This is a genomic window from Corallibacter sp., assembly GCF_048381695.1.
GTDB classification, from domain to species: Bacteria; Bacteroidota; Bacteroidia; order Flavobacteriales; family Flavobacteriaceae; genus Corallibacter; species Corallibacter vietnamensis.
In genome coordinates this window covers 112691-137471 of record NZ_JBLXHI010000003.1, presented here as the reverse complement: position 1 = coordinate 137471, position 24781 = coordinate 112691, and the positions used below count along the sequence as shown (strand labels likewise).

The window sequence follows — 24781 nt, the reverse complement described above, 5'->3', positions numbered from 1 at the left end:
TTATAATGTTTTCGTACATTTGTAATACATACAATTTAAATTACATACAAAATGACAAGTATTCCAAGCGTTAATTTAAACGATTTCACATCAGGAGATCCAGTAAGAAAACAGAAGTTTGTAGATGAAATAGGTAAAGCCTATGAAGAAATTGGATTTGTTGCTTTAAAAGGACATTTTCTAGACGACACATTAGTTGATAATTTATATACAGAAGTAAAAAACTTTTTTTCTTTACCTGTTGAAACAAAACAGAAATATGAAATTCCAGGAATTGGAGGACAACGTGGTTATATTTCCTTTGGAAAAGAAAGTGCTAAAGGAAAAAAAGAAGGCGATTTAAAAGAGTTTTGGCATTTTGGTCAATATGTAGATGATAATCCAAAATTAGAAGCTGAATATCCTGCAAATGTTGAAGTTGAAGAACTTCCAAAATTTAATGAAATAGGTAAAGAAACATATAAAATGCTTGAAAAAACAGCTAAATATGTTTTAAGAGCACTCGCATTGCATTTAGGATTAGAGGAAACATATTTTGATAACTACATTCATAACGGAAACTCAATTTTAAGACCTATTCATTATCCACCTATTCAAGAAGAGCCTAAAGAAGCTGTTCGTGCTGCTGCTCATGGTGATATTAATTTAATCACACTATTAATGGGAGCTCAAGGTCGTGGTCTTCAAGTTCAAAATCATAAAGGCGAATGGATTGATGCTATTGCAGAGCCAGATGAATTAATGATAAATGTTGGTGATATGCTATCAAGACATACAAACAATAAATTAAAATCTACTATTCACCGCGTTATAAACCCACCTCGCGAACTTTGGGGAACATCTAGATATTCTATTCCATTTTTTATGCACCCAGTAAGTGACATGAAATTAGATGTATTAGAAAACTGTATAGATGCCGAAAACCCAAAAAAGTATGATGATATAACTGCTGGAGAGTTTTTACACGAGCGTCTTGTTGAGTTAGGATTAATTAAAAAGTAAGTACGCTTACAATTATGGATTTACAAGACCAGTTAAAAAACTTATTTCCAGATCATAAAACAGAAGAACCATCATTAGATACTGAATCAAATTCAGAAGAAGACCTATGGTTGCAAGATGATCCTATTATTTGTAAATACGAAAAGCGAAAAGGTAAGCCTATTACTATTTTAGAAGGTTACACAGGCGCTACCGAGGACTTTAAAAAATTAGCCAAAGGCCTAAAAAAAAGTTTAAGCGTTGGTGGTAGTTTTAAAGATGATAAAATCATTATCCAAGGAGATTATAGAGATAAAATTATGGCAATCCTTAAAGAAAAAGGATTTCAAGTAAAACGTGTAGGCGGATAATGAGTTTACAAACTTTACACATTACAAACGGAAATAGTCTAACAGATTATTTAAATGAAATTAATATTGTAGGAGAAATTTTAACATGGCAAGAAATGCTTTGTGAAGGACCTACTATTTCAAATATAGATTCTGAAGAATTTATTTTAAAACGTAAAGCTTTTTTAAGCACGTTTTATGATATAGAGATGAACGTTCAAGAATTCAATGAAGAAATTAACATTCTTAATAATATCAATAATTATAAAGAAGTTGTTCTTTGGTTTGAATATGATTTGTTTTGCCATATAAATATGATTGCTGTCATAAGCTTACTAAAGCAGAAAAAATGTCAAGTTCCTATTTATTTAGTTTGTAGTGGTAGAATTGAAGGCGAAAAAAACCTAAAAGGTTTAAGTGAACTTACCACAGGGCAACTACTCTATCATTATAAAAATAAAGTATTGCTTAATAATGATGATATTGAACTAGCAACAACTCTTTGGGATACCTATTGTGGTAAAGATCATAATTTATTAAAACCCTATATTACAAAAAAATCCTCTTTTCAGTATTTAAGTAACTGTCTTAAAGCCCATATTACTAGGTTTCCAAATTTAGATAATGGCTTAAGTGTTTTAGAAGAAAACATTTTATCAATAGTAAAAGACAACCCTATAAGATCTAAACATCACTTATTAGGCTATATCTTAAACTATCAAGGATATTACGGGTTTGGAGACACACAAATAAATAGACTTATTGATAAGCTATCTATTTTCTTTTCAGAAGCTGACGAACAATTAAGTTTGAATAGAAAAGGCCACGAAGCCCTTTATAAAAAACATAATTTTGCTGCTGAAATTGACAACAACCTACCTTTTGGAGGCGTAAATAGATTAGATTTTCAATACAGTAAAAAAGAAAACAAACTTATAAAAACACAGATAAATGCCAATTAAAGATTCAGAACTAATTTTAAATCCTGATGGAAGTATTTATCATCTTAATTTAAGACCAGAACATTTAGCAGACACAGTTATTACTGTTGGTGATCCAGATAGAGTTTCTAGTGTTACACAACACTTTGATAGTATAGAATTTCAAACTCAAAAGCGTGAATTTCATACACAAACAGGAATTTATAAAGGAAAACGAATTACAGTAATATCAACTGGTATAGGCACTGATAATATTGATATCGTTTTCAACGAACTAGATGCGTTGGCTAATATAAATTTTGAAACACGCGAAGTAAAAGACACTTTAAAAAGTCTAAATATTATTCGAATAGGAACTTCTGGCTCTATTCAGGAAAGTATTCCTGTTGATGCTTTTTTGATTAGTGAATATGCTGCTGGTTTTGATAGCTTACTGCATTTTTATGATAGCGAGCATGTACAACACAATGAAATAGCTAACGCTTTGATAGAGCAAACTAACTGGTTTGCTTCAAAATCTAAACCTTATATTGTAACGTGTAATGAACATCTTTTAAAACAATTTAGCTCAAGCAAAACTGTTACTGGTTTTACAGCTACAAATGTTGGCTTTTATGGACCTCAAGGTCGTATTTTAAGATTAGCTATACAAGATGACGCTATGAATGATAAACTTGCTAATTTTAATTATAACGGTATTTCTATAACTAATTTAGAAATGGAAACCGCTGGAATATATGGATTGTCACGCTTACTAGGTCACAAAGCACTGTCTATGAATGCCATAATAGCTAATAGAGCGACTGGAGAATTTAGTAACGATCCCAAAGCCACTGTAAACAATTTAATTACTTACACGCTTAACAAACTGATAGAAGAATAACCATGAAGACAATAAAAATAGGCGGAGTTCCTGAACACTTTAATTTAGCTTGGTATTTAACCCTAAAAAATGGTGAGTATAAAAAAGAAGGCATAAACCTTCGCTGGAACGACTACTTTGGTGGTACAGGAGATATGTGTAAAGCGTTACGTAATAAAGATATTGATTTAGCCGTAATACTCACCGAAGGAATTGTAAAAGATATTGTAGATGGAAACCCTAGTAGTATAATTCAAACATTTGTTCAAACACCTTTAATTTGGGGAATTCATGTAGCAAATACTTCTCAATATCAAACTATTGAAAGCTTACAAGGAAGTAACGCTGCAATAAGTCGTTACGGATCTGGTTCTCACCTTATGGCTTACATCAATGCACAAAATAACGGCTGGAATTTAGATACTGATTTAAACTTTAAAGTAGTAAAAAATATTGATGGCGCTGTTGAAGCATTAACCAATAATGAAGCTGATTATTTTATGTGGGAGAAATTCATGACAAAGCCCATCGTTGATGATGGTATTTTTAGACGTATAGGTAATTGCCCAACTCCTTGGCCATGTTTTGTAATAGCTGTTAGAGATGAGTTTTTAGAAGAAAACAAAGAGGCTGTTAAAACAATTTTGAATATTATTAATAGTACTACATCTAGATTTAAAGAAATACCAGATATAGACGTAGATATCGCAAAACGTTATAATTTAAAAATTGATGATGTTAAAGAATGGCTTTCGTTAACTGAATGGTCTCAAGAGGTGATCGATGAAAAAACTATAAATAATGTTCAAGAACAATTATTTGCGCTTAATATAATATCAGAAAAAATCGCTTATAACGATTTAGTTGTCAAGCTGTAAGTTATTGTATTAAATTCAACTTTTCTTACCTAAAAAGGATATTTATTATAAAAAATTCAGTTTTAAGACATAAAAACGTTATATTTGATAAAGTAATAATAATTTAAAATTTATTATTTATGCTATTAACTATCACTATCACTTTAGCAACTCTTGTTGCATTAAATTTTTTTCTTCTTGTATTTAGCTGTAATAAAACGAAAAAACCCACCAAAAAAGTTGATGATCAATATTTAAAAATTGTACACAAACCTACCAAACAAGCGGCTTCTTCCCAGCTTGCTCCAACAGGAAGTTAGTTTTACTAAAATGCTTATTTCCAAACCAAAATCCTCTATTAGCACTTAATGGTGATGGATGCCCTGAATTTAAAACATGATGTTTTTCAGTATTAATTAGCTTAATCTTCTTTTTTGCAAATCCACCCCAAAGTAAAAAAATCACATCCTTTTTTTCATTACTAATTATTTTTATTACTTCATCTGTAAATTGTTCCCAACCTTTACGCTGATGACTTCCCGCTTCATGTGCACGAACAGTTAAAGTTGCATTAAGCAGTAATACTCCTTGATTAGCCCATCTTGTTAAATTACCGCTTTTAGGGTAAGGAATCTTTAAATCTTGCTCAATCTCTTTAAAAATATTCACAAGTGATGGCGGATGAGCTATCCCATCATTAACAGAAAAACATAGTCCGTGAGCTTGACCAACACCATGATAAGGGTCTTGCCCAATAATTACTACTTTTGTATCCTGAAAGGAACAGTGTGCAAATGCATTAAATATTTCATCACCTGGAGGAAAACATTCATGGTGTTTATATTCAGATTTCACAAAAGAAACCAAATCTTCAAAATAAGGCTTATTAAATTCTTTTTGTAAATAAGGTTTCCAGCTTTCATCAATAGCAACGTTCATACGAATCATATTTATTATTGAAGCGAAAATAGTAGTATCTTTATTCTTATTAAAATTTAGCACTTGAAAAAAATTAAATTCCCAACAGCCCAAACAATTCTTCTTATCATAGCAGCTTTTGTTGCACTCTTAACGTGGGTTGTTCCTGCTGGCAAATACGACTCATTGGTTTATAATAATGAGAGTAATAATTTTACTCGTACAAAGCAAGATGGCACAGTAACCTTACCTGCAACTCAAAAAACATTAGATGATCTATCTATAACCATACCTCTTGAAAAATTTACAAATGGTGATATCTGGAAACCAATTTCTATTCCTAACACATATAAAAACGTAAATGCTCAACCTCAAAATATTATTGATTTTTTTAAATCACCTATAAAAGGTGTTATTGAAGCCGCTGATATTATTTTTCTTGTTTTGATTATAGGCGGACTCATAGGTATCATGAATATTACAGGAGCTTTTGATGCTGGCATAACGTGGTTAGCCAAAACCCTAGAGGGCTATGAATATATATTGATTATTCTAGTAACAACTTTAGTAGCGTTAGGCGGTACAACTTTTGGTCTTGCCGAAGAAACCATAGCCTTCTACCCTATTTTAATTCCTATGTTTTTAGCAGCTAAATATGATGCAATGGTACCACTAGCAGCCATTTATATAGGTTCTTCAATAGGTACTATGTGCTCTACAGTAAACCCTTTTAGTACAATTATTGCCTCTGACGCAGCTGGTATTACATGGACAACTGGATTAACTGGTCGTATAATTATGCTTGCTCTAGGTATTACTATTTGTATTATTTATATTTTAAGATATGCAAGTCGAGTAAAAAAGGATCCCACAAAGTCTATTATCTATGACCAAAAGGAACAAATTGAAGCTATGTTTGCTACATCTGTTTCTGCAAAAACATTAAAACTAACAACTAGATTACGAATTATACTTATAATCTTTTCTTTATGTTTTATTGTAATGATTTATGGTGTATCACAGCTAGAATGGTGGTTTCTTGAAATGACAACTGTTTTTCTTGTTGGAGCTATATTGATAGGTTTTATAGGAAAAATTAAAGAAACAGTATTTGTAGAAACCTTTGTAAAAGGTGCTAGTGATTTACTTGGTGTTGCATTAATCATTGGTATAGCGAGAGGTGTTTCTGTGCTTATGAATGATGGACTAATTAGCGACACGATGTTATACTATGCAAGCACAATTACTGACGGAATGAATAAAGGTGTTTTTGCTAATGCTTTGCTATTTATTTATGGTGGACTTTCTTTCTTTATACCAAGCTCTTCTGGTATGGCAGTGCTTACAATGCCTATTATGTCACCTCTAGCAGATACTGTTGGAATTGGCAGAGAAATCATTGTAAATTGCTATCAATACGGAATGGGTTTATTTGCTTTCATAAACCCTACTGGATTAATTTTAGCATCACTAGCTGTAGTAAAAGTAGGTTATGATAAATGGTTAAAGTTTGTTATTCCTTTAGTTATTATTTTAATTTTATTTACCGTTTTCATGACAACACTATCAGTGTTTTAGTTACAAACAAATCAATATAACAATAATCTTACCTTATTGTTACCAAATATTAAATATTTGTATATCAATATGTTGAAAATGTAAAAAATCATATTTATACTTTCATTTTTAAAATTAATGTATATATTTGCCTTATATTATTATAAAAAATCGTCCCAATGATTTTAACTATTACACTTATACTTATCAGCTTAATTGTCATTAATTTCCTTTTACTATTTTTTAGTTCTAACACAATAAACAAAAAAAATAGAACTAACGTACCTCCTATTATCATCAGGCAAAAAGAGGTTACAACTAACTTTAATTAATTATTCTTATTTAAGAATTCAATTATCATTTGATTAACAATTTCTGCTTGATCTATAGAAAGAAAATGTCCGGCTTGTGAGATAACTTCTCCTTCAGCATCTTTTATAGACTCTTTTGCTATATCTATACTTTTAGGGTTATTTATCATATCATCATCACCTACTAAAACTAATACAGGCATATCTAATGCAGATAACTCTTTTTTAGAATAAGGCATCATGCTTGCTACAAACTTGTTATTTTCATCCACTTGAGTGCCTAGATAATATTGCTTTAAATACTTTTCATCTATATTATCAACGTTTTTAGACATCGTATTTAAAACTTGATGCATACGTTTTTCATCTGAAGATAAAGCATAAACAATATTTTTAATTAAATCTTGACTAGGCGGTATCCACATAAAAGTTTGCGCAGGACTTAACAATGCCATTTTCTTAACTTTAATTTTTTTCTTTAAGGCAATATTTGTAGCAATCCAACCTCCACGAGAAGCACCTATTAAATAAACTTCTTTAAGTTTCAGTTTCTCAAAAATTTCATGATACCAATTAATTAAATCATCAATAGACTCTGGTTCATTGGTCATTTTAGATTTTCCAGGTTCAATGAGTAAATCAATTGCATAAATTCTATAATCTTCTGAAATCGCATTTACATTAGGATACCAACTAGTAGAGCTAGCATCCATACCATGTAATAATACAGCAGGTTCGCCTCCGCTAGGTCCACTAACTATTACATGAGCTGTTCCATAAGTTGTAGGAACATAAATTTCATCAACATCTGTATCCCATAAGCTTAATGCGTCATCATATGCCTTAAAATAAGCTGCATTCTTTGGTGATGGGTTTTTTATATATTCAGGTTCTGTATAGTATGCTTCTGGAATATTGCTACAATTACAAAGTAATAACAGCATAAATAGTATAATCACATATCTAAAAATTGTCATGTAGTAGGGTAAATTTATATAACTCAAAACTACTATTTTAAAATGTAATTATTTGTGAAGACTTTCATAAATATATGCGGATTAAAAGTTAATACGTAAATTTGACTTTTATTAAGAAAAGCTCAAGATACGTCCTGCTTTTTAGGACACTCTTTTATGATACACATTCACGAAAAAACACTTCAAGATTTAGAATTCTCTACAGTTTTAGAACAAGTAGGAGAACATTGTATTACTTCTTTAGGTCATGAACAAGCTTTGAAAATCACTCCCTTTAAAAAAAAGGAAGATGTCGTTAACTCATTAGCTTTTACCAATGAATATTTAGCGTCATTTTACAATGACAACCGTATTCCCAACCATGGATTTGATACCATTTCTAAAGAATTAAAACTTTTAAAAATTGAGAATACATATCTCGAAGTTCATAGTTTAAAAAAAATCGCTTCATTATCAATCACATCAAATGACATTATAATATTTCTTAAAAAATTTAAGGAGTATTACCCAAGTCTGTTTGATTATGCTTCTGAAATTGAAGTGACTAAAGAAATCATTGAAGCCATAAACGCTATTATAGATCGTTTTGGAGATATAAAAGACAACGCATCTACCTTACTTTATGAATTACGACAACAAATAAATAAACTTAAAAGTAGAATAAATCAAAGTTTTGCTAGCGCTTTAAACACCTATTCTAGTTTAGATTATCTAGATGACATTAGAGAATCTGTAGTAGATAACAAACGTGTGCTTGCTGTAAAAGCCATGTACAGACGAAAAGTAAAAGGCGCTATTATGGGCGGCAGTAAAACAGGTAGCATTGTTTACATAGAGCCAGAAACAACCCTACAACATACCAGAGAACTTAATAATTTAGAGTACGAAGAGAAAGAAGAAGTTATAAGAATCTTAAAAACACTTACAGATTTTATAAGACCATTTTTGCCTTTATTAGAGCAATATCAAGACTTCTTAACACAAATGGACGTCATTGCGGCTAAAGCTAAATACGCACAATCACTAAATGCTATTTTACCAGAAATTACTGAAGAGCGCTTTATGTTTTTACGCGATGCTTACCACCCTTTACTCTATTTAAATAATCAAAAAACCAAAACCAAAACATTTCCTCAAACCATAGAGCTAGAGCAAGATAATCGTATAATTGTTATCTCGGGCCCAAATGCAGGAGGTAAAAGTATTACACTTAAAACGGTTGGTTTACTTCAAGTTATGCTACAATCAGGCTTACTTGTTCCTGTTCATGAACGCAGTAAAATGTATTTATTTGACAGAATAATTTCTGATATAGGCGACAACCAATCTATTGAAAATCACTTAAGTACATATAGCTATCGTCTTAAACAGATGAATTATTTCTTAAAAAAGTGTAATAAAAACACACTATTTTTAATTGATGAGTTTGGTACTGGTAGTGATCCTGAATTAGGAGGTGCATTGGCAGAAACATTTTTAGAAGAGTTTTATCATCGTGAGGCTTTTGGAATTATAACAACCCACTACTCTAACCTTAAAATATTAGCCAACGAATTACCGCATATGATTAATGCTAATATGATGTTTGATGAAAAAACATTAGAGCCATTATTCAAACTTGCACTAGGACAAGCAGGAAGTTCATTTACTTTTGAAGTTGCACAAAAAAATGGTATTCCATACAGTTTAATAAATAGAGCAAAAAAGAAAATAGAACGAAGCAAAATACGTTTTGATAGAACTATTGCTAAACTTCAAAAAGAACGTTCAAAACTTGAAAAAACGGAACAGTCTCTTAAAGTTAACGAACGAAAAAAACAAACAGAAGCAGATAAGTTAGAAGAAATAAACACTAAAATTCAAAAAAAACTAGAAGACTACCAAGAGCTTTATGATAGCAATCAGCGTTTAATTTACATTGGCCAAAAGGTAAATGATCTTTCTGAAAAATACTTTAACAATAAACGCAAACGTGAACTAATGGATGAGTTATTTAAACTTGTTCAAATAGAAAACTCTAAACGAAAAAAGCTAACAACTAAACAGAAAAAAGTAGTCAAAGCCAAGGAAAACAAAGTAAAACAAGAAGCCGAGAAAAAAGTCGCTGTTATAAGAAAAGAGAAAAAAGCAGCCAAAGCTGAAGCTGCAAAACAACCACCAAAACCTAAACCTATATTAAAAGTTGGTGACCGCGTTAGACTAGAAGATGGTCGTGCCGTTGGTAGCATTGATAAAATTGAAAAAAACAAAGCTGTAGTAAACTATGGCATGTTTACTACAAATGTTGATTTAAATCAGCTAGAACTAGTTGAGGCCATAAAAAAGTAAAGTCAGTTTATTTTATATAAACTGACTTTAAAACAATTATTGTAGGGATTTAAAAAATTAATTCTTTAAAGATGCCATATCAATTACAAAGCGATATTTTACATCAGAACTTGTAACACGCTCATAAGCTTTATTAATATCCTGCATATTAATAAGTTCTATATCTGAAACAATGTTGTGTTCTCCACAGAAATCTAACATTTCTTGAGTTTCTTTAATACCTCCTATTAAAGAACCAGCAACACGTTTACGTCCCATAACCAATCCTCCACCATGAAATGGTTTCATAGGTTCTATAGCACCAACAAGTACCATAGTAGCATCTATTTTCAGCAAAGCTAAATACGGATCCATCTCATGACCAACAGGTATTGTGTTTAATATAAAGTCAAAAGAACCTTTATGCTTTTGCATATCTGAAGCATCTTTTGAAATCAGTATTTCATCTGCCCCAAGTGCTTTTGCATCTTTTCCTTTTTCTGGAGATGTTGTTATCATGACTACATGAGCTCCAAGAGCGTGAGCAAATTTTACTCCCATATGCCCTAATCCTCCAAGACCTATAACACCAACTTTATCACCTTTTTTTACATTCCAATGACGTAATGGTGACCACGTTGTAATACCCGCACATAATAATGGTGCTGCGGCAGCTGCGTCAATATTTTCAGGAACTCGTAATACGAATTGTTTGTCAACTACAACGGTTGTTGAATAACCACCGTAAGTTTGTTGATTTTCTATATGTTTATCCGGACTATTATAAGTAAAAGTAGCTCCGTTTTCACAAAACTGTTCTAAATCTGCTTGACAAGAAGCACATGTATGACAAGAATCTACCATACATCCTACACCTACTAAATCTCCTACTTTAAAATTGGTAACATTGTCCCCTATTTCAGTCACACGACCAATAATTTCATGACCAGGCACTACAGGATATGTTGATCCTTTCCAATCATTTCTTGCTGTATGTATGTCACTGTGACATACACCGCAGTATGTTATATCTATTTTTACATCTTCTAGACCAACATTACGACGTGTAATATCAAGTGGTTTTAAGTCATCTGTTGGAGATGTTGTTCCGTATGCTTTTACTGTTGTCATATTTTTAATTGTTTAAGCTAATTTTTAATTGAATATTGGTGTTTAAAAGTTTAGAGATTGGACAAACTTCTTTCGCTTTGCGAGCTATTTGTTGAAATTTTTCACAATCAATGTTTGGCACATCGCCTTCTAAATCTAATACAATTTGCGTAATGCTGCCATCTTCAAATGTTACATCTGCATTAACATTTAAAGAATTTGCAGTAAATCCATCTTCATTAAGAAGAAAACTCAATTGCATTGCAAAACAGCCTGCATGTGCTGCCCCAATAAGTTCTTCTGGGTTTGTTCCTTGTTTATCCTCAAATCTAGTATGAAATGAATAAGGTGTCTCTTTTAATACATTACTTGCTGTACTTAAATGTCCTGTTCCTTCTTTTCCACTTCCTTTCCATTGAGCTTGAGCTTTTCTTGTAAATTTCATAATTATGAGTTATTAGTTTATTAAGCGTGTTCTTTTGTTGCTTTTGGATAATCTGTATAGCCTTTTTCTCCTGTTGTATAAAACGTATCACTATCCCATTCTGATAAATCTAAATTGTTTTCAAAACGTTCAACCAAATCAGGGTTTGAGATAAATGGTTTACCATAAGCAACCAAATCTGCTTCACCATTTTCAATCACTTTATTTCCTGTTTCTTGAGTAAAGTTAGCATTTATAATAAGCGTTCCGTTGTACAATGGTCTAAAATGCTTTGCTATTTCTGTTACTGCAAAAGGAACTTCTGAAACGTCATTAAACGGTTCTGATAAGTGAACATAAGCTAGATTATAGTTATTTAGTTTTTTGATAATATACTCAAATGTTGGTATAGTTTCTTCATCTATAGTCATTCCAAAAATATTATGTAATGAAGGATTAAACCTTACACCTATTTTTGCTTCAGGAATAACTTGTTTTACGGCATCTAACACTTCAAAGAAAAATCGCGCTCTATTTTCTATGCTCCCACCGTATTTATCTGTACGAACGTTTGATGTTGCATTAAAAAATTGATGAAACAAATATCCGTTTGATGAGTGTATTTCAATACCATCAAATCCTGCCTCTAAAGCATTTTTTGAAGCTTGCACAAAATCTGCTATAGTTTTATCTATATTAGTTTGAGTCATAGCTTTTGGTGTTACCGTATCTTTAAAACCATTAGGTGTATACGCCTGTGAATTAGGATTTAATGCTGAAGGAGCTAACGGTAATTCTCCATTATGAAAATCAGGATGTGACATACGACCAACATGCCATAACTGTATAAATATTTTTCCATTTTTATCGTGTACACGCTGAGTTACTTTTTTCCATCCTTCAATTTGCTCTTGAGAATAAATACCAGGCGTATTTACATAACCTACAGCTTCTGTAGATACTTGTGAGCCTTCAGAAATTATTAAACCTGCTGTTGCGCGTTGTTCATAATACAAGCCATGCAAATCATCTGTTGGTATGTTGCCGTCATTGTTGGCTCTGCTTCGAGTCATTGGAGCCATAACTACTCTATTGTTTAAATTTAAATTTGGAGTATTATATGTTGTTAATAAAGGTTGTTTTTTCATTGTTATTATATTTTATAGTAATTCAAATATAACAACGCTTTTAACTAATAAAATTGACCTATGTCAATTAAGAAATAATTAACCTTTCAATTTTCTTCTAATTCTACTTAAACTTTCAGCCGAAACACCAAGGTAATTAGCTATATGATAATTAGGCACTCTATCTTCTATATTTGGGTAGGCATTACAAAATTCTAAATATCTGGTTTTTGTATCATTTTGTAAGGCTGACAAAATACGTTTGCGCTGCGCTATGAAGGCATTGGTTGTTAAGAGCCTAAAATACCTTTCGTATATGGGAGCTTCTTGAAATAGTTTATTTAAATCATCATAAGTAATAGAAAACAATTTTGAAGACTCTATGGTTTCTATAAATAAGTTTGATGGTTTATGATTAAAAAAGGCGTCAAAATCACCAACCCACCAATTTTCTATTGCAAACTGAACAGTATGCTTATGCCCTTTACTATCTAAATAATACGCTATTAAACATCCTTTTATTACAAAATACTCATGCATTACATGTGTGCCTGGCTGCAATAAATATGTGTGTTTAGATACGCACACCTCATTTAGTTTGTCTGTCAGCGCTTGTATATCAGCGTTTGAGGCTTCAACGTAATTTTTTACGTGAGATATAATAGATTCATACATATAAATACAAAGATGCTAAAATAATAGATGACTTCAAATGAGAATATGCGTTTCATTCAAGTTAATATCTCGCAACAATCTTGTATTTTTGTACCATGTTAGAAAAGTTTCCAAAAAACAAACAATTGGTATTGTTTGATGGTGTTTGCAACCTTTGCAACACTTCTATTCAATACATCATAAAGCGTGACAGTAAAAACTTATTTATGTTTACTGCGTTACAAAGTGATTTTGGAAAACACATTATTTCTCATTTTGACATTGACACTACTAAAATAGATTCTATTATTTTATATCATCCTGAAAAAGGAATAAGCTATAAATCTACTGCAGCTTTAAAGATTGCTGCAAAGCTTGGTTTTCCTTTAAACTTAATGGTTGTTTTTCTATTAGTCCCTGCATTTATTCGTAATTGGGTGTACGATTTTATTGCTAAAAACAGATACAAATGGTATGGAAAAAAAGAAGCTTGTATGATTCCTTCTCCTGAATTAAAAAATAAATTTATAGATTAAAATAAAAAAGGTCTTAAATATATTAAGACCTTTTTTAACTAATAACTAACCTAAAAATTAACAAAATCTAATTTAATAACTAAACCAAATTAGTAGCACATTTATTTTGTTAGTCAAATCTATAAAAGCTATTTTTTGTTGACTTATAAACTCGATAAGTTGCTGAATTATTTGTTTAAAAAAGTTTTAGAGCAAAAATCTTCTATAAAACGCATGACTTTTTGATTAGCAAGCTTTTATTGTTTTTCAATTCGCTCAACAATCAACCCTGTTTACTCAAAAAATAACATCTCACACTCAATATATATTGCTAAAGCGCTGATAACAAGCTAATTTTAATCAACAGTAAAGCCCTAATACAGGAATGTTACTTGGGCCATGCTTCTGTTAGCATGGAATAACCAATTCTTATTATTTGTATGTCTACCCTTATAATAAGTTCTAGTATCTTATACTATTAGACATAAAACTGTATTATGGCTTTTATTTTAGGCTATTTAAAATGAAGTCTAGATTTTTATTTGCTTCCTCATTGCTTAAATAAGCATCAGTAAAATATTTTGATGTATTGGCTAAACCTAACTTTTGAAGCTTGTAAATAGTATCCATATATTCTAAAGACACTTTTCCTGTTAGTAACACATCTAAATCTTTATCTGCTTTTGCGTGATTGTATACTTTAATTAAGCCTGATAGGTAAAGATGGTCTTTTGTAAAACCACCACCACGATGTACGCGCTGTGTTATAGAAAATGCTTTGTTTTTATTAAGCTTGTATTGATTATGTAGTAAATCAAACGTATCCGGAAAAGTGTAACCTTTAATTAGGCTATCAACAGCAATAACCCTGTAAGACAACTCTTTTAGTCTTGTTATTGTTAAGCAACCTGATTTATATTCTGAAAAAACAGCTAAACCTTCTTGAGTTTCTACATTGTTTGGTAATCCGTTTGAAAATATTTTTAATGGCTGATTTAGACTGTTGAATGTAGTCACAAGATGCACACCTATTTCATGATTTGCTAATACTTTAAGTTGATTTTTACTAAACTTATGATTCTTTCTCAATACCAATGTCTGCACATTATTTAAAACCATTGCAGCAGCTGATATATTTGTTGAGAGTTTTATTTTATAATTAAAATCGTAACGTTTAGAAAAATCATGAAAATACGCTTTAGCATCTTCTGCATTGTACATTGGAAGTAAATCTTCATCAAAATCACCATCATCAAAACGTAAAATAAATTTAGCATTTTCAATGTCTTTTTCAGTTGGTGTTCCAAAGCTTTTTAAGCTATTATAATAAAATTTTCTACCCTGATTTATGGTTTCAATACACTCAATAAGCCCGGAGTATTCATAAATTATATCTTCATATAATTGTCTAATATCATCATCCTCAATGCGCTCTAACCTTTGAGAATAAAATAACCGATGTAGTTTATACCCATTGAACTTTATTTTTGGGTATTTAAAATTAGGATCGTAGTTATATTTTGAAGCGAAAAATTGCTTTTTTTCCATTTCAATGTTCAACGGATTGATATAATTAAGCAATTCTATCTTTTTAACCAACCTATTTAGGTTAGCATCAATATCAAATAAATCTTGATGAGTCGCAATTAGTTTTTCTGAAATCATTTACTTGAATGTATTGTAAAATTCTATAGCATGTTTAGGCAAGTATACTTTAAGCTGTGTTTCAACTGCTGACACTACTTCTGGATAAATAATTTGATTATATTCATCACAATAAACTTTAGCTATTTCAGTTGCCAAAACTAATGTGTTTTTAAATGATTTGGTAATAAATTTTAGAAAATATCCGTTACCTTGAAATGTATCATTAATTTTTGAAGTTTGCTTGATATTATGTGGTATTTTAATATTTGAAAGATATTTTCTCCAAGCTTCAATACAATCTCCAAAACGTTCATTATCTATATTACTTGTACCTAAATTCCACGTAGGAACCTCTCTGTCCCAGCGCTGCCAGTTATAACTATGCATATCATAAACTACACAAACACCAAACTTTTCTTCTAGTTTACTTATTAACGCGTGAACAACTTTATAAAAATTCTCATGTTTTTTTAAGCTTTTAGATTTCATAGCGACTGGTAATGGCTGATGCCATAATTGTTTTCCCCAAGCAGTTTCAAATACAGCCTCTTCAGGATTTCTATTAAGGTCATACTCAAACCTAGAGTCACAACCTGCTAACACTATAGGATGAGATTGTACCATATTTTTTGTCTCTGGATCTTCTTCATACCAGCGTTCGTATTCTGAATGAATACAATTGTTCCAAAGTTCTTTTCTAAATTGATGACCATTGTGTATTGCGGCACAAGCATAAGGTACATACTCATCAATTTTTAATGTAAATGAATAATCATCAGCTACTGCGTGAAATGTTTTTTCATTTTCAATATGTTCTAAAATTTCTTTAAGAGAAAGTTTTTGCATTGGTTTATTCATTAATTAAGCTACCCCATTCAGTCCATGACCCATCATATACAGATATGTTTTCATATCCTGAAATTTCAGCTCCTAACGCTAAAATACATGCTGTAATTCCAGAGCCACAACTAAAAATAATCGCATTATCAGCACTAACTATATCTGTAAAAATGGCTTTCAACTCTGTAGATGTTTTTAAACATCCGTTTGCTAGTAAACTTGTATAAGGTAAATTTATAGAATCAGGAATATTACCACTACGAAGTCCTTGTCGTGGTTCTGGCTCTTGTCCTTTAAATCTACTTTCAGATCTAGCATCTATAATAACATGAGATTTACTTTTGACTGTTTCAACTATATCATCAAAAAACCTCATGTATTTTGGATTATAGCATGCTTTGAAATTACCCAAAACTATTTTTTCTGTAGCTTTTTTAGGTTCAACTTTAAAACCTGCATACTTCCAAGCGGGAAATCCACCGTCTAGAACTGCCACATTTTTATGACCAAAAGCCTTAAACATCCACCAAACTCGTGCACTAGAATAAATACCTTTTTCATCATAAATAACAAGACAACTATCTTTATTAATTCCTAATTTTTGAGCTTCTGTTGTAAATTGTTTTTCAGAAGGAAATGTATTAGGAAATTCTCCAAAAGCATCACTGAATTTATGCTTTAAGTCAAAAAACCTAGCATGTGGTATTTGGGTTGATGTGGTGTCAAAATCATTGTTACTAACTGCTTTTTGAATAGTCGCATTTAGAATAATGAGATTACTAGCCTCAAGATGCTCTTGAAGCCATACTACAGAAACTATAGAGCTTGGCACTTGAATTTCCATAAAAAAAGAAGTTTGTTTGGTTAAGCGTCAGCTACTGTTTTACGAAGTCTAGCACGTCTATCAAAAGCTTGAAGTTTATCTAAAACTTTACTTTCAATAAAGTCAATAACTTTTACTTCGATTTTGGTTTTTGGCTTATATACTTTATTGATATAGGTAATACCTCCAGGAGACATTACATTAACTTCAACAAGCTTACCTCCAATTACATCAATACCAACAAAATAGAGTCCGTCACTAACAAGTTTAGGTCCTATCTGTTTGCAAAGTGCTTTTTCGGCTTTTGTTAACGTATGTCGCTGAACACTTCCGCCGGCTGTAACATTAGATCGGTGATCGTCTGTGCCTGGAACTCGCTTCATAGCGCCTACAGGTTCGCCATTTAACATTAAAATCCTTACATCACCTTCATCTGCTCCTTCTATGTAATCTTGTAAAATAACGTAGTTTGATGTACCATCAGGGTTTGTTATATAAAAATCTAACAACGAGTTAATGTTGCGCATTGCTGATTTTTCTATTAGAATAACACCAGAACCACCAAAACCATTTAATGGTTTTATAATCATTTTATCAGATTTTGACTCTTTAATTTGCTTAACTAAATAGTTTTTATTTTTTGATACGTGCGTATTAGGAATAATATTACTGTGTGCGTCACCAAATGCAGCTGTATAAAGCTTATTATTAGCTTCTCGCATTCCTTCTAATGAATTGATGATAAAGACATCATTTTTTACAGAATCTAAAAAATTGAGCATTAAAGGATCTAATGGTGGATTTGCTCTAAAAAACAACGCGTCAAAGCCTGCTAGTGGTAACATCTCTTCACGTAATGTTACTTTTTTATAAAATGCTTTTAATGAACTGGGAACTTTATCCATTCTACTAATTACGTTACAAAACGCGTTAGTAACACTATTCCTAATGGTTAGGTTTGCTGGAGTACACATAGCAACTCCATGCCCACGTTTTACACACTCTTTTATAAGTGCTAAACTGGTGTCATTTTCAGGATCGATATTATCCCAAGGATACATTAAAAAGCAAATATTCATGAAAAGATTCTTTTTAGTGGTTAAACTTTATAATTTAAATATAAAATTTTATTTATCCTTATTGTAATTATCGTTCCAGTTTTTTGCTTTTGGCTCTCCTAATTTTCCAACAGATTTTGCCACAAGCATTGAAACAGCAGCATCTCCAGTAACGTTTACTGTAGTTCTACACATATCTAAAGGTCTATCTATTGCAAAAATTAAAGCTAAACCTGCTTCAGGAATTCCTGCTTGAGCTAATACAATAACTAACATTACCATACCTGCTCCAGGAACAGCAGCACTACCAATAGATGCTAATGTTGCTGTAGCAATGATACCTAATTGTACGCCAAAACTTAAATCCATACCAAAAGCTTGAGCAATAAAAACTGCGGCTACGGCTTGATATAAGCTTGTACCATCCATATTTATAGTAGCTCCAATAGGAAGAACAAAGCTTGTTACTTCTTCTTCTACACCTAAATGCTCTTCTACGCGCTCCATAGTCACAGGAAGCGTCGCTGCACTACTACTTGTAGAAAACGCTAATAATTGGGCAGGAGAAATACCATTTAAAAAGAACTTTGGTGTTTTTTTGGTTACAGCATAAACAATTAATGTATAAACAGCCAACATTAAAGCTAAGCCAAGTACAACACAGAAAGCGTACCAACCCAAAGCCTTGAATAAATCGGCACTTGGAGACTCTACTATTAATGCTGCCAATAATGCAAAAACACCATAAGGCGCTGCAAGCATTATGATATCTATAAGCTTTAAAATCACTTCGTTAAAGCCATCAAAAAAGGCTTTTACAGGTTTTGCTTTTTCTTGCGGAATTAAAATAAGACCAATACCAAAGAAAATAGCAAAGAATATTACTTGAAGCATATTGCCATTATCACTTGCGGCATTAAATATATTGCTTGGCACTAAATCTTCTAATGCTTGTAATGGCCCTGATTCCTTTTGTTTTTCAGCAGCTGCAATTTTAGAGTCGGCGTCACCTTTATAGCTTTCTACCAATTCGGTTCTTGTTTCTTCTGAAATTGATTTTCCTGGTTTTACAATATTTACAACCGCCAATCCTATTGATACAGCAATAATGGTGGTTAGTATGTAAATACCTATGGTTCTTCCTCCCATTTTAGAGAGTTTTGAAATATCTTTTAAATCTGATACGCCTTTTATTAAAGACGCTAATATTAATGGAACTGCAATTAACTTTAGTAAATTAATAAATATGGTTCCAAAGGGTTTAATCCAGTTGGTAACAAAGGTGCTTCCCCACTCAAAATTTGCCATAATGAGTGCAAAAACAACTCCTAATATCATACCTATTATAATTTGCCAATGTAATGCGAGTTTCTTCATAATTTGTTTTTATTTTTTTAGCCCTGATTGAGGCGATATCCTTTTGTTTGCAAAAGATAAAGCCGAAAGCAGGAAATAGCTTCTAATTATACATTTTATTTAGTAGGTAATAATCTGCTAATACTAATGCTGCCATAGCTTCTACAATGGGTATGGCTCTTGGTACAACACAAGGATCATGACGTCCTTTACCTTGCATTTCAACAATATTTCCGGCTCTATCTAATGCATCTTGTTTTTGAATTACTGTAGCAACAGGTTTAAAGGCTACTCTAAAATAAATATCCATTCCGTTGCTTATACCACCTTGTATACCTCCAGAAAGGTTGGTTTTTGTAGTTCCTTCTGGATTGAATAAATCGTTGTGTTCTGAACCTTTCATTTTTGCACCACAAAATCCGCTTCCGTATTCGAATCCTTTTACGGCATTAATTGATAGCATGGCTTTTCCTAAATCGGCATGAAGCTTATCAAAAACAGGTTCACCTAATCCCACAGGTACATTTTGCAATACACAGGTTATTGTGCCACCTATGGTATCACCTTCTTTCCTAATGGTTTTAATACGCTGAATCATTTTTTCAGCCACTTCAGGATCAGGACAACGAACAATATTACTTTCAGTTTTACTAAAATCTAATGCTTGATATGGCTTTTCAAGAAATATATCTCCCACAGAAGATGTATAGGCATTGATACTTACTGATGCTAATAATTGCTTGGCAATAGCACCTGCAACAACTCTACAAGCTGTTTCACGAGCAGAACTACGACCGCCGCCACGGTAATCTCTTATACCATATTTTTTATCATACGTATAATCTGCATGACTTGGACGATAAACATCTTTAATATGTGAGTAGTCTTTTGACTTTTGATTGGTATTTCTAATATTAAAACCAATAGGTGTTCCTGTTGTTTTCCCTTCAAAAATACCTGATAAAAACTCTACAGTATCGGGTTCTTTTCGTTGGGTTACAATCTCTGATTGCCCAGGTTTTCTTCTATCTAGTTCGTTTTGAATGGCATCAAAATCCAGTTCTAATCCAGGAGGACACCCATCAATAACACCACCAATTGCAGCACCATGAGATTCTCCAAATGTGGTTAGTTTAAATAATTTTCCGAAGGAATTTCCTGCCATGTAATAAGCTTTATCCGTTTGTATTTTGTTATAGTTTTGCTAAAGTAATTGTATTATTAGAGAAACAAAAATGGAATTTGGTTGTAAATAAACAATTTACAAAAAACCTAGATAACAATTTCATAACAATATACTCATACTTAATTAATTATGCGTTAATGATTATGTAACTTATAAATAGGTTATTTGTAAAAGTAAACTTATTTTCCCTTTGGATTTAAAACGTAAAGTAGAAATAGCCGTAATATCTGATGTTCACCTAGGCACATACGGTTGTCATGCCAAACAATTACTCACGTATTTAAACAGTATTCAGCCCAAAAAACTTATCTTAAATGGAGATATTGTTGATATTTGGCAATTTAGTAAACGATATTTCCCTAAACCACACTTAAAGGTTATAAAGAAAATAATGGATATGGCTGCTGATGGTGTTGAAGTTATATACATCACAGGAAATCACGACGAAATGCTTCGTAAATTTAGCGATATGACTATTGGCAATATTTCTATTGTTGATAAAAAAGTATTAGATCTTGATGGTAAAAAAGCTTGGTTTTTTCATGGTGATGTTTTTGACGTTTCTATACAAAATGCCAAATGGCTAGCAAAATTAGGAGGCTACGGTTATGATTTGCTAATTTTACTTAATAGAGCTACCAACTGGTGCTTAGAAAAATTAGGCAAAGAAAAATACTCGTTATCTAAACGAATAAAAAACAGTGTAAAAGGCGCAATAAAATACATTAGTGATTTTGAAGAAGTAGCATCAGATTTAGCTATTGAAAATGGTTACGACTATGTTATTTGCGGACATATTCATCAGCCTAAAATACTTATTAAAGAAAATAAGTTTGGTAAAACCATGTACTTAAACTCTGGCGATTGGGTTGAAAACTTCACTGCATTAGAATATCAATTTAAACGCTGGAAAATTTACAACTACAATAAGGATAAGCTTTCGCCTTTTTTTGCTGATGAAGACATAAAAGAAATGGAAATTAAGGACTTAATAGCCGCAATTACTATTGTTGAACCAGAAAAAAAGAAGAAAAAGAAGTTAAATTAATGCTTCTTTTAGAATTGTTATAGGATGCTTTGCCTCTCTTTGAGTTCCATCCTTAATTTGATGTCTGCAACTAGTTCCGTTTGCTGCAATAATAACATCTGTACTTGCTTTTCTTATAGCAGGAAACAATGTTTGCTCACCTACTTGCATACTTACTTGATAATGCTCTTTTTCATAACCAAAACTACCTGCCATACCACAACAACCACTTGGTATAATAGTAACACTATAGTTTTTAGGAAGATTTAAAACTGAAAAACTTGATAATTGATTAGCAAGCGCTTTTTGATGACAATGCCCATGAAATTTAATAGTACGTTTATTGGTTGTAAATTGGTTTGATGTTATATTTCCTTGTTCTATTTCATTTTGTAAAAACTCTTCTATTAAAAACGTGTTATCAGCTATTTTTTGAGCAGCTTTTTTATCGTCGGCTAGTTTTAAATATTCATCTTTGAAAGTTAAAATAGCTGATGGTTCAATACCTATTAAAGGGCTGTTTTCTGAAACGATATTTTTAAAAATAGAAACATTACTATTTGCTAGTTTTTTAGCTTGTTTTAAAAACCCTTTAGATAAAAATGCTCGTCCCGACTCTTCATGTTTTACAATACGAATCTTATAATTTAAGGCTTGTAACAACAAGATAGCATCCTTACCAATTTGAGTGTCTAAATGGTTTGTAAACTCATCAATAAAAAGCACAAGTTCTTTTATTTTTTCATTTTCAAACTTTTGATTTACAATGTTTAAAAATATTTTATTTAAACTTTTAGTTGATATTAATGGCAACTGTCTTTCTTTAGCTATACCTAATGAACTTTTCAGTATTCTGGAAGAAATTGTATTAGAAAAAACAAAATTTGTTAACCTAGGAATCTTACTTCCATAATGATTGAGCACATTATTATAAGCAAATAATTTTGTTCTAAAACTGGTACCATGTTCCTTTTGATATTGATATTGAAATTCAGCTTTTAAAGCCGCGACATTTACACTACTTGGACATTCGCTAGCGCAGGCTTTACAACTTAAACACAAATCAAAAACATCTTTTAATTCTTTGTGATTAAATTTATTTTTCTTTTCTGATGTTGTTAAAAACTCTCGTAAAGCATTTGCTCTTGCTCTGGTAGTATCTTTTTCATTTTTGGTGGCTCTATAGCTAGGACACATAGCTCCTCCAAACTCTGGTAATTTCCGGCAATCACCAGAACCGTTACATTTTTCGGCTTCCCTTAAAATTCCTTGAGATGCTGAAAAATCTAAAATTGTTTCAATATCAGGCTCAACTCTATCTGCTTCATATCGCAAATTTTTATCCATTGGCAAAGTTTCAACTATTTTCCCAGGATTAAAGATACTTTTAGAATCAAAGACTAGTTTAATACGTTTTAGTAACTCATAATTAGTATTACCTAGCATTAATGGAATAAATTCAGAACGAACAATACCATCTCCATGTTCACCGCTCATAGATCCACCATATTTTTTTACTAAATGAGCTACATCTGTGGTTATTTTTCTAAACAATACAACATCTTGTTGCTTTTTAAGGTTCAGAATTGGTCTCAAGTGCAACTCGCCTGCTCCTGCATGCGCATAGTAAACAGCTTCTTGACCGTGACGTTTCATCAGGTTGGTAAACTCGTTTATGTATTGTGATAAATCAGCTAATGCTACTGCAGTATCTTCAATACAAGCAGCAGTCTTTTTATCTCCAATTATATTACCAAGCAATCCTAATCCTGCTTTTCGTAATTCTATAGCTTTGTTTATATCAGCACCATAAAGCAATGGATTAGCATAACTTAACTTTGTTAGCTCTATAGCTTTCAATAACTGTTTAGCCTTTTTATCTACTTCATCAAAAGAATCCCCTTTTACTTCACACATTAATATTGCTTCTGGTTCTCCTTCAACAAACTGCCTGTTTTCTTGTTGTGTTTTATTGTGTTTAGTAAGATTTAAGATGGTTTTATCCATCATTTCGCAAGTATGCAAATTGTATTGCATAGCGGTTTCAACCATATTTAAGCAATCTTCAATAGACTTAAAATGACTAGCAATCATAATACTTTCACTAGGCGGCAGCACATCTAATTGCAATGTTATTTCTGTAGTAAAAGCCAATGTTCCTTCACTTCCAGCTAGAAGTTTACACATATTAAAAGGCTCTGATGCATTAGAAAATACTGCGCTTTTTATTAATTCATCAACTGCATATCCTGTGTTTCGTCTGTGAATTTCTGATTTTGGAAAGTTTGATATTATATTTTGTTGCGTATCCGCATCAGACAATTCATTATAAAGAGTTTTATAAATAGCGCCTTCTAAAGAGTTCTCATTGACTTTTTCTAAAAACTCATCTTTAGATAAGCTTTTGAAGATAGCCTCACTTCCATCACTCAAAATTGTTTTTAGATGCAATACTTTATCTCGAGTTACACCATATTGAATAGATGTTGTTCCTGATGAATTATTACCTACCATACCTCCAATCATACAACGGTTTGATGTTGACGTGTTTGGTCCAAAAAATAAACCAAAAGGTTTTAAAAACGTGTTAAGCTCGTCTCTTACCACTCCAGGTTGAACAGTTACCGTTTTTAATGTTTCATCAAGACTTAAAATTTTTGTAAAATACCTAGAGACATCTACAACGATACCACTACCAACACATTGCCCTGCAAGTGATGTTCCTGCTGTTCTTGGTATTAGAGACGTATTATGAGTACTTGCAAACAATACTAATTTCTTTATATCATCTACTGTTTTTGGAAAAGCAACAGCAAGTGGTAAAATTCGATATACCGAAGCATCTGTTGCGTATAATATTTTCATTAAGTCATCAACATGCAGTTCTCCAGTAAGTTGTGTTTTTAATGTCGCTAAATGTTTGTAGATACTCATAATTCTATATAAAGACTTG

22 protein-coding genes are annotated in these 24781 nt (G+C 31.7%); 9 read left to right on the top strand and 13 right to left on the bottom strand.

Going from position 1 to position 24781, the window contains the following annotated elements; genetic code table 11:
* The first annotated feature begins 51 nt into the window (after positions 1–51).
* From ACN5J3_RS06845 to ACN5J3_RS06825, 5 genes are read left to right on the top strand one after another with little or no spacing between them, the layout of a single operon-like run.
* Positions 52–1002 (top strand): isopenicillin N synthase family dioxygenase, encoded by a 951-nt coding sequence (locus tag ACN5J3_RS06845; RefSeq protein WP_418511236.1) that lies wholly within the window; start codon positions 52–54, stop codon positions 1000–1002.
* 14 nt (positions 1003–1016) lie between these two features.
* Positions 1017–1352, top strand: coding sequence for a translation initiation factor (locus tag ACN5J3_RS06840; protein WP_418511235.1), 336 nt, complete (start codon positions 1017–1019; stop codon positions 1350–1352).
* Positions 1352–2293 (top strand): DUF1835 domain-containing protein, encoded by a 942-nt coding sequence (locus tag ACN5J3_RS06835; protein ID WP_418509890.1) that lies wholly within the window; start codon positions 1352–1354, stop codon positions 2291–2293. The genes ACN5J3_RS06840 and ACN5J3_RS06835 overlap by 1 nt, the downstream gene beginning before the upstream one ends.
* Positions 2283–3155 (top strand): nucleoside phosphorylase, encoded by an 873-nt coding sequence (locus tag ACN5J3_RS06830; protein ID WP_418511234.1) that lies wholly within the window; start codon positions 2283–2285, stop codon positions 3153–3155. Before ACN5J3_RS06835 ends, ACN5J3_RS06830 begins: the two co-directional genes overlap by 11 nt.
* 2 nt (positions 3156–3157) lie before the next feature.
* Positions 3158–4012 carry a substrate-binding domain-containing protein gene (locus ACN5J3_RS06825; protein ID WP_418511233.1) on the top strand — a complete coding sequence of 285 codons (855 nt, stop codon included), beginning with the start codon at positions 3158–3160 and terminating at the stop codon, positions 4010–4012.
* A gap of 252 nt (positions 4013–4264) precedes the next feature.
* Here ACN5J3_RS06825 and ACN5J3_RS06820 read toward each other — a convergent pair whose 3' ends face one another.
* The gene (locus tag ACN5J3_RS06820) at positions 4265–4930 is read right to left on the bottom strand and encodes a uracil-DNA glycosylase (protein ID WP_418511232.1); all 666 of its coding nucleotides are present in this window, start codon (positions 4928–4930) and stop codon (positions 4265–4267) included.
* A 63-nt stretch (positions 4931–4993) separates the two neighbouring features.
* Between ACN5J3_RS06820 and ACN5J3_RS06815 the strand changes: the two genes are divergently transcribed.
* Entirely contained in the window at positions 4994–6487 is a 1494-nt protein-coding gene (locus ACN5J3_RS06815) for a YfcC family protein (RefSeq protein WP_418511231.1), read from the top strand.
* Positions 6488–6794: 307 nt separating this feature from the next.
* Here the strand turns inward: ACN5J3_RS06815 and ACN5J3_RS06810 are convergent, their stop codons facing one another.
* Positions 6795–7754 carry an alpha/beta fold hydrolase gene (locus ACN5J3_RS06810; RefSeq protein WP_418511230.1) on the bottom strand — a complete coding sequence of 320 codons (960 nt, stop codon included), beginning with the start codon at positions 7752–7754 and terminating at the stop codon, positions 6795–6797.
* A 156-nt stretch (positions 7755–7910) separates the two neighbouring features.
* On the opposite strand from ACN5J3_RS06810, the gene ACN5J3_RS06805 reads away from it, so the two are divergent.
* Complete coding sequence (locus ACN5J3_RS06805; protein ID WP_418511229.1) at positions 7911–10082, top strand: endonuclease MutS2; 2172 nt, start codon at positions 7911–7913, stop codon at positions 10080–10082.
* A gap of 57 nt (positions 10083–10139) precedes the next feature.
* On the opposite strand, the gene ACN5J3_RS06800 is transcribed toward ACN5J3_RS06805, so the two are convergent.
* The 4 genes from ACN5J3_RS06800 to ACN5J3_RS06785 all read right to left on the bottom strand — a co-directional run bounded on the left by ACN5J3_RS06800 (position 10140) and on the right by ACN5J3_RS06785 (position 13397).
* Entirely contained in the window at positions 10140–11192 is a 1053-nt protein-coding gene (locus ACN5J3_RS06800; protein WP_344730546.1) for an NAD(P)-dependent alcohol dehydrogenase, read from the bottom strand.
* Between the two features lie 4 nt (positions 11193–11196).
* Positions 11197–11616 carry an OsmC family protein gene (locus tag ACN5J3_RS06795; protein ID WP_417290972.1) on the bottom strand — a complete coding sequence of 140 codons (420 nt, stop codon included), beginning with the start codon at positions 11614–11616 and terminating at the stop codon, positions 11197–11199.
* A gap of 20 nt (positions 11617–11636) precedes the next feature.
* The gene (locus ACN5J3_RS06790; protein ID WP_418511228.1) at positions 11637–12743 is read right to left on the bottom strand and encodes an alkene reductase; all 1107 of its coding nucleotides are present in this window, start codon (positions 12741–12743) and stop codon (positions 11637–11639) included.
* 78 nt (positions 12744–12821) lie between these two features.
* On the bottom strand, positions 12822–13397 hold the full coding sequence (locus ACN5J3_RS06785) for a Crp/Fnr family transcriptional regulator (RefSeq protein ID WP_418509882.1): 576 nt from the start codon (positions 13395–13397) through the stop codon (positions 12822–12824).
* A 95-nt stretch (positions 13398–13492) separates the two neighbouring features.
* Between ACN5J3_RS06785 and ACN5J3_RS06780 the strand changes: the two genes are divergently transcribed.
* Entirely contained in the window at positions 13493–13912 is a 420-nt protein-coding gene (locus ACN5J3_RS06780) for a thiol-disulfide oxidoreductase DCC family protein (protein WP_418511227.1), read from the top strand.
* Between the two features lie 483 nt (positions 13913–14395).
* Here ACN5J3_RS06780 and ACN5J3_RS06775 read toward each other — a convergent pair whose 3' ends face one another.
* The 6 genes from ACN5J3_RS06775 to aroC form a co-directional block, all read right to left on the bottom strand.
* On the bottom strand, positions 14396–15556 hold the full coding sequence (locus tag ACN5J3_RS06775; protein ID WP_418511226.1) for a flavohemoglobin expression-modulating QEGLA motif protein: 1161 nt from the start codon (positions 15554–15556) through the stop codon (positions 14396–14398).
* Positions 15557–16384, bottom strand: coding sequence for an N-formylglutamate amidohydrolase (locus ACN5J3_RS06770; protein ID WP_418511225.1), 828 nt, complete (start codon positions 16382–16384; stop codon positions 15557–15559).
* Between the two features lie 4 nt (positions 16385–16388).
* Positions 16389–17222, bottom strand: a complete 834-nt coding sequence (locus tag ACN5J3_RS06765) for a sulfurtransferase (RefSeq protein WP_418511224.1) — start codon at positions 17220–17222, stop codon at positions 16389–16391.
* A gap of 20 nt (positions 17223–17242) precedes the next feature.
* Complete coding sequence (gene gshB / locus ACN5J3_RS06760; RefSeq protein ID WP_418511223.1) at positions 17243–18280, bottom strand: glutathione synthase; 1038 nt, start codon at positions 18278–18280, stop codon at positions 17243–17245.
* Between the two features lie 48 nt (positions 18281–18328).
* Positions 18329–19636, bottom strand: a complete 1308-nt coding sequence (locus ACN5J3_RS06755) for a dicarboxylate/amino acid:cation symporter (protein ID WP_418511221.1) — start codon at positions 19634–19636, stop codon at positions 18329–18331.
* Between the two features lie 82 nt (positions 19637–19718).
* Positions 19719–20780 carry a chorismate synthase gene (gene aroC / locus ACN5J3_RS06750; RefSeq protein ID WP_418511220.1) on the bottom strand — a complete coding sequence of 354 codons (1062 nt, stop codon included), beginning with the start codon at positions 20778–20780 and terminating at the stop codon, positions 19719–19721.
* 211 nt (positions 20781–20991) lie between these two features.
* Between aroC and ACN5J3_RS06745 the strand changes: the two genes are divergently transcribed.
* A complete protein-coding gene (locus ACN5J3_RS06745) occupies positions 20992–21849 on the top strand; it encodes a UDP-2,3-diacylglucosamine diphosphatase (RefSeq protein ID WP_344730568.1) in 858 nt (285 codons plus the stop codon).
* Here the strand turns inward: ACN5J3_RS06745 and ACN5J3_RS06740 are convergent.
* Entirely contained in the window at positions 21841–24762 is a 2922-nt protein-coding gene (locus ACN5J3_RS06740; RefSeq protein ID WP_418511219.1) for an FAD-binding and (Fe-S)-binding domain-containing protein, read from the bottom strand. The genes ACN5J3_RS06745 and ACN5J3_RS06740 overlap by 9 nt on opposite strands.
* Positions 24763–24781 lie beyond the last annotated feature (19 nt).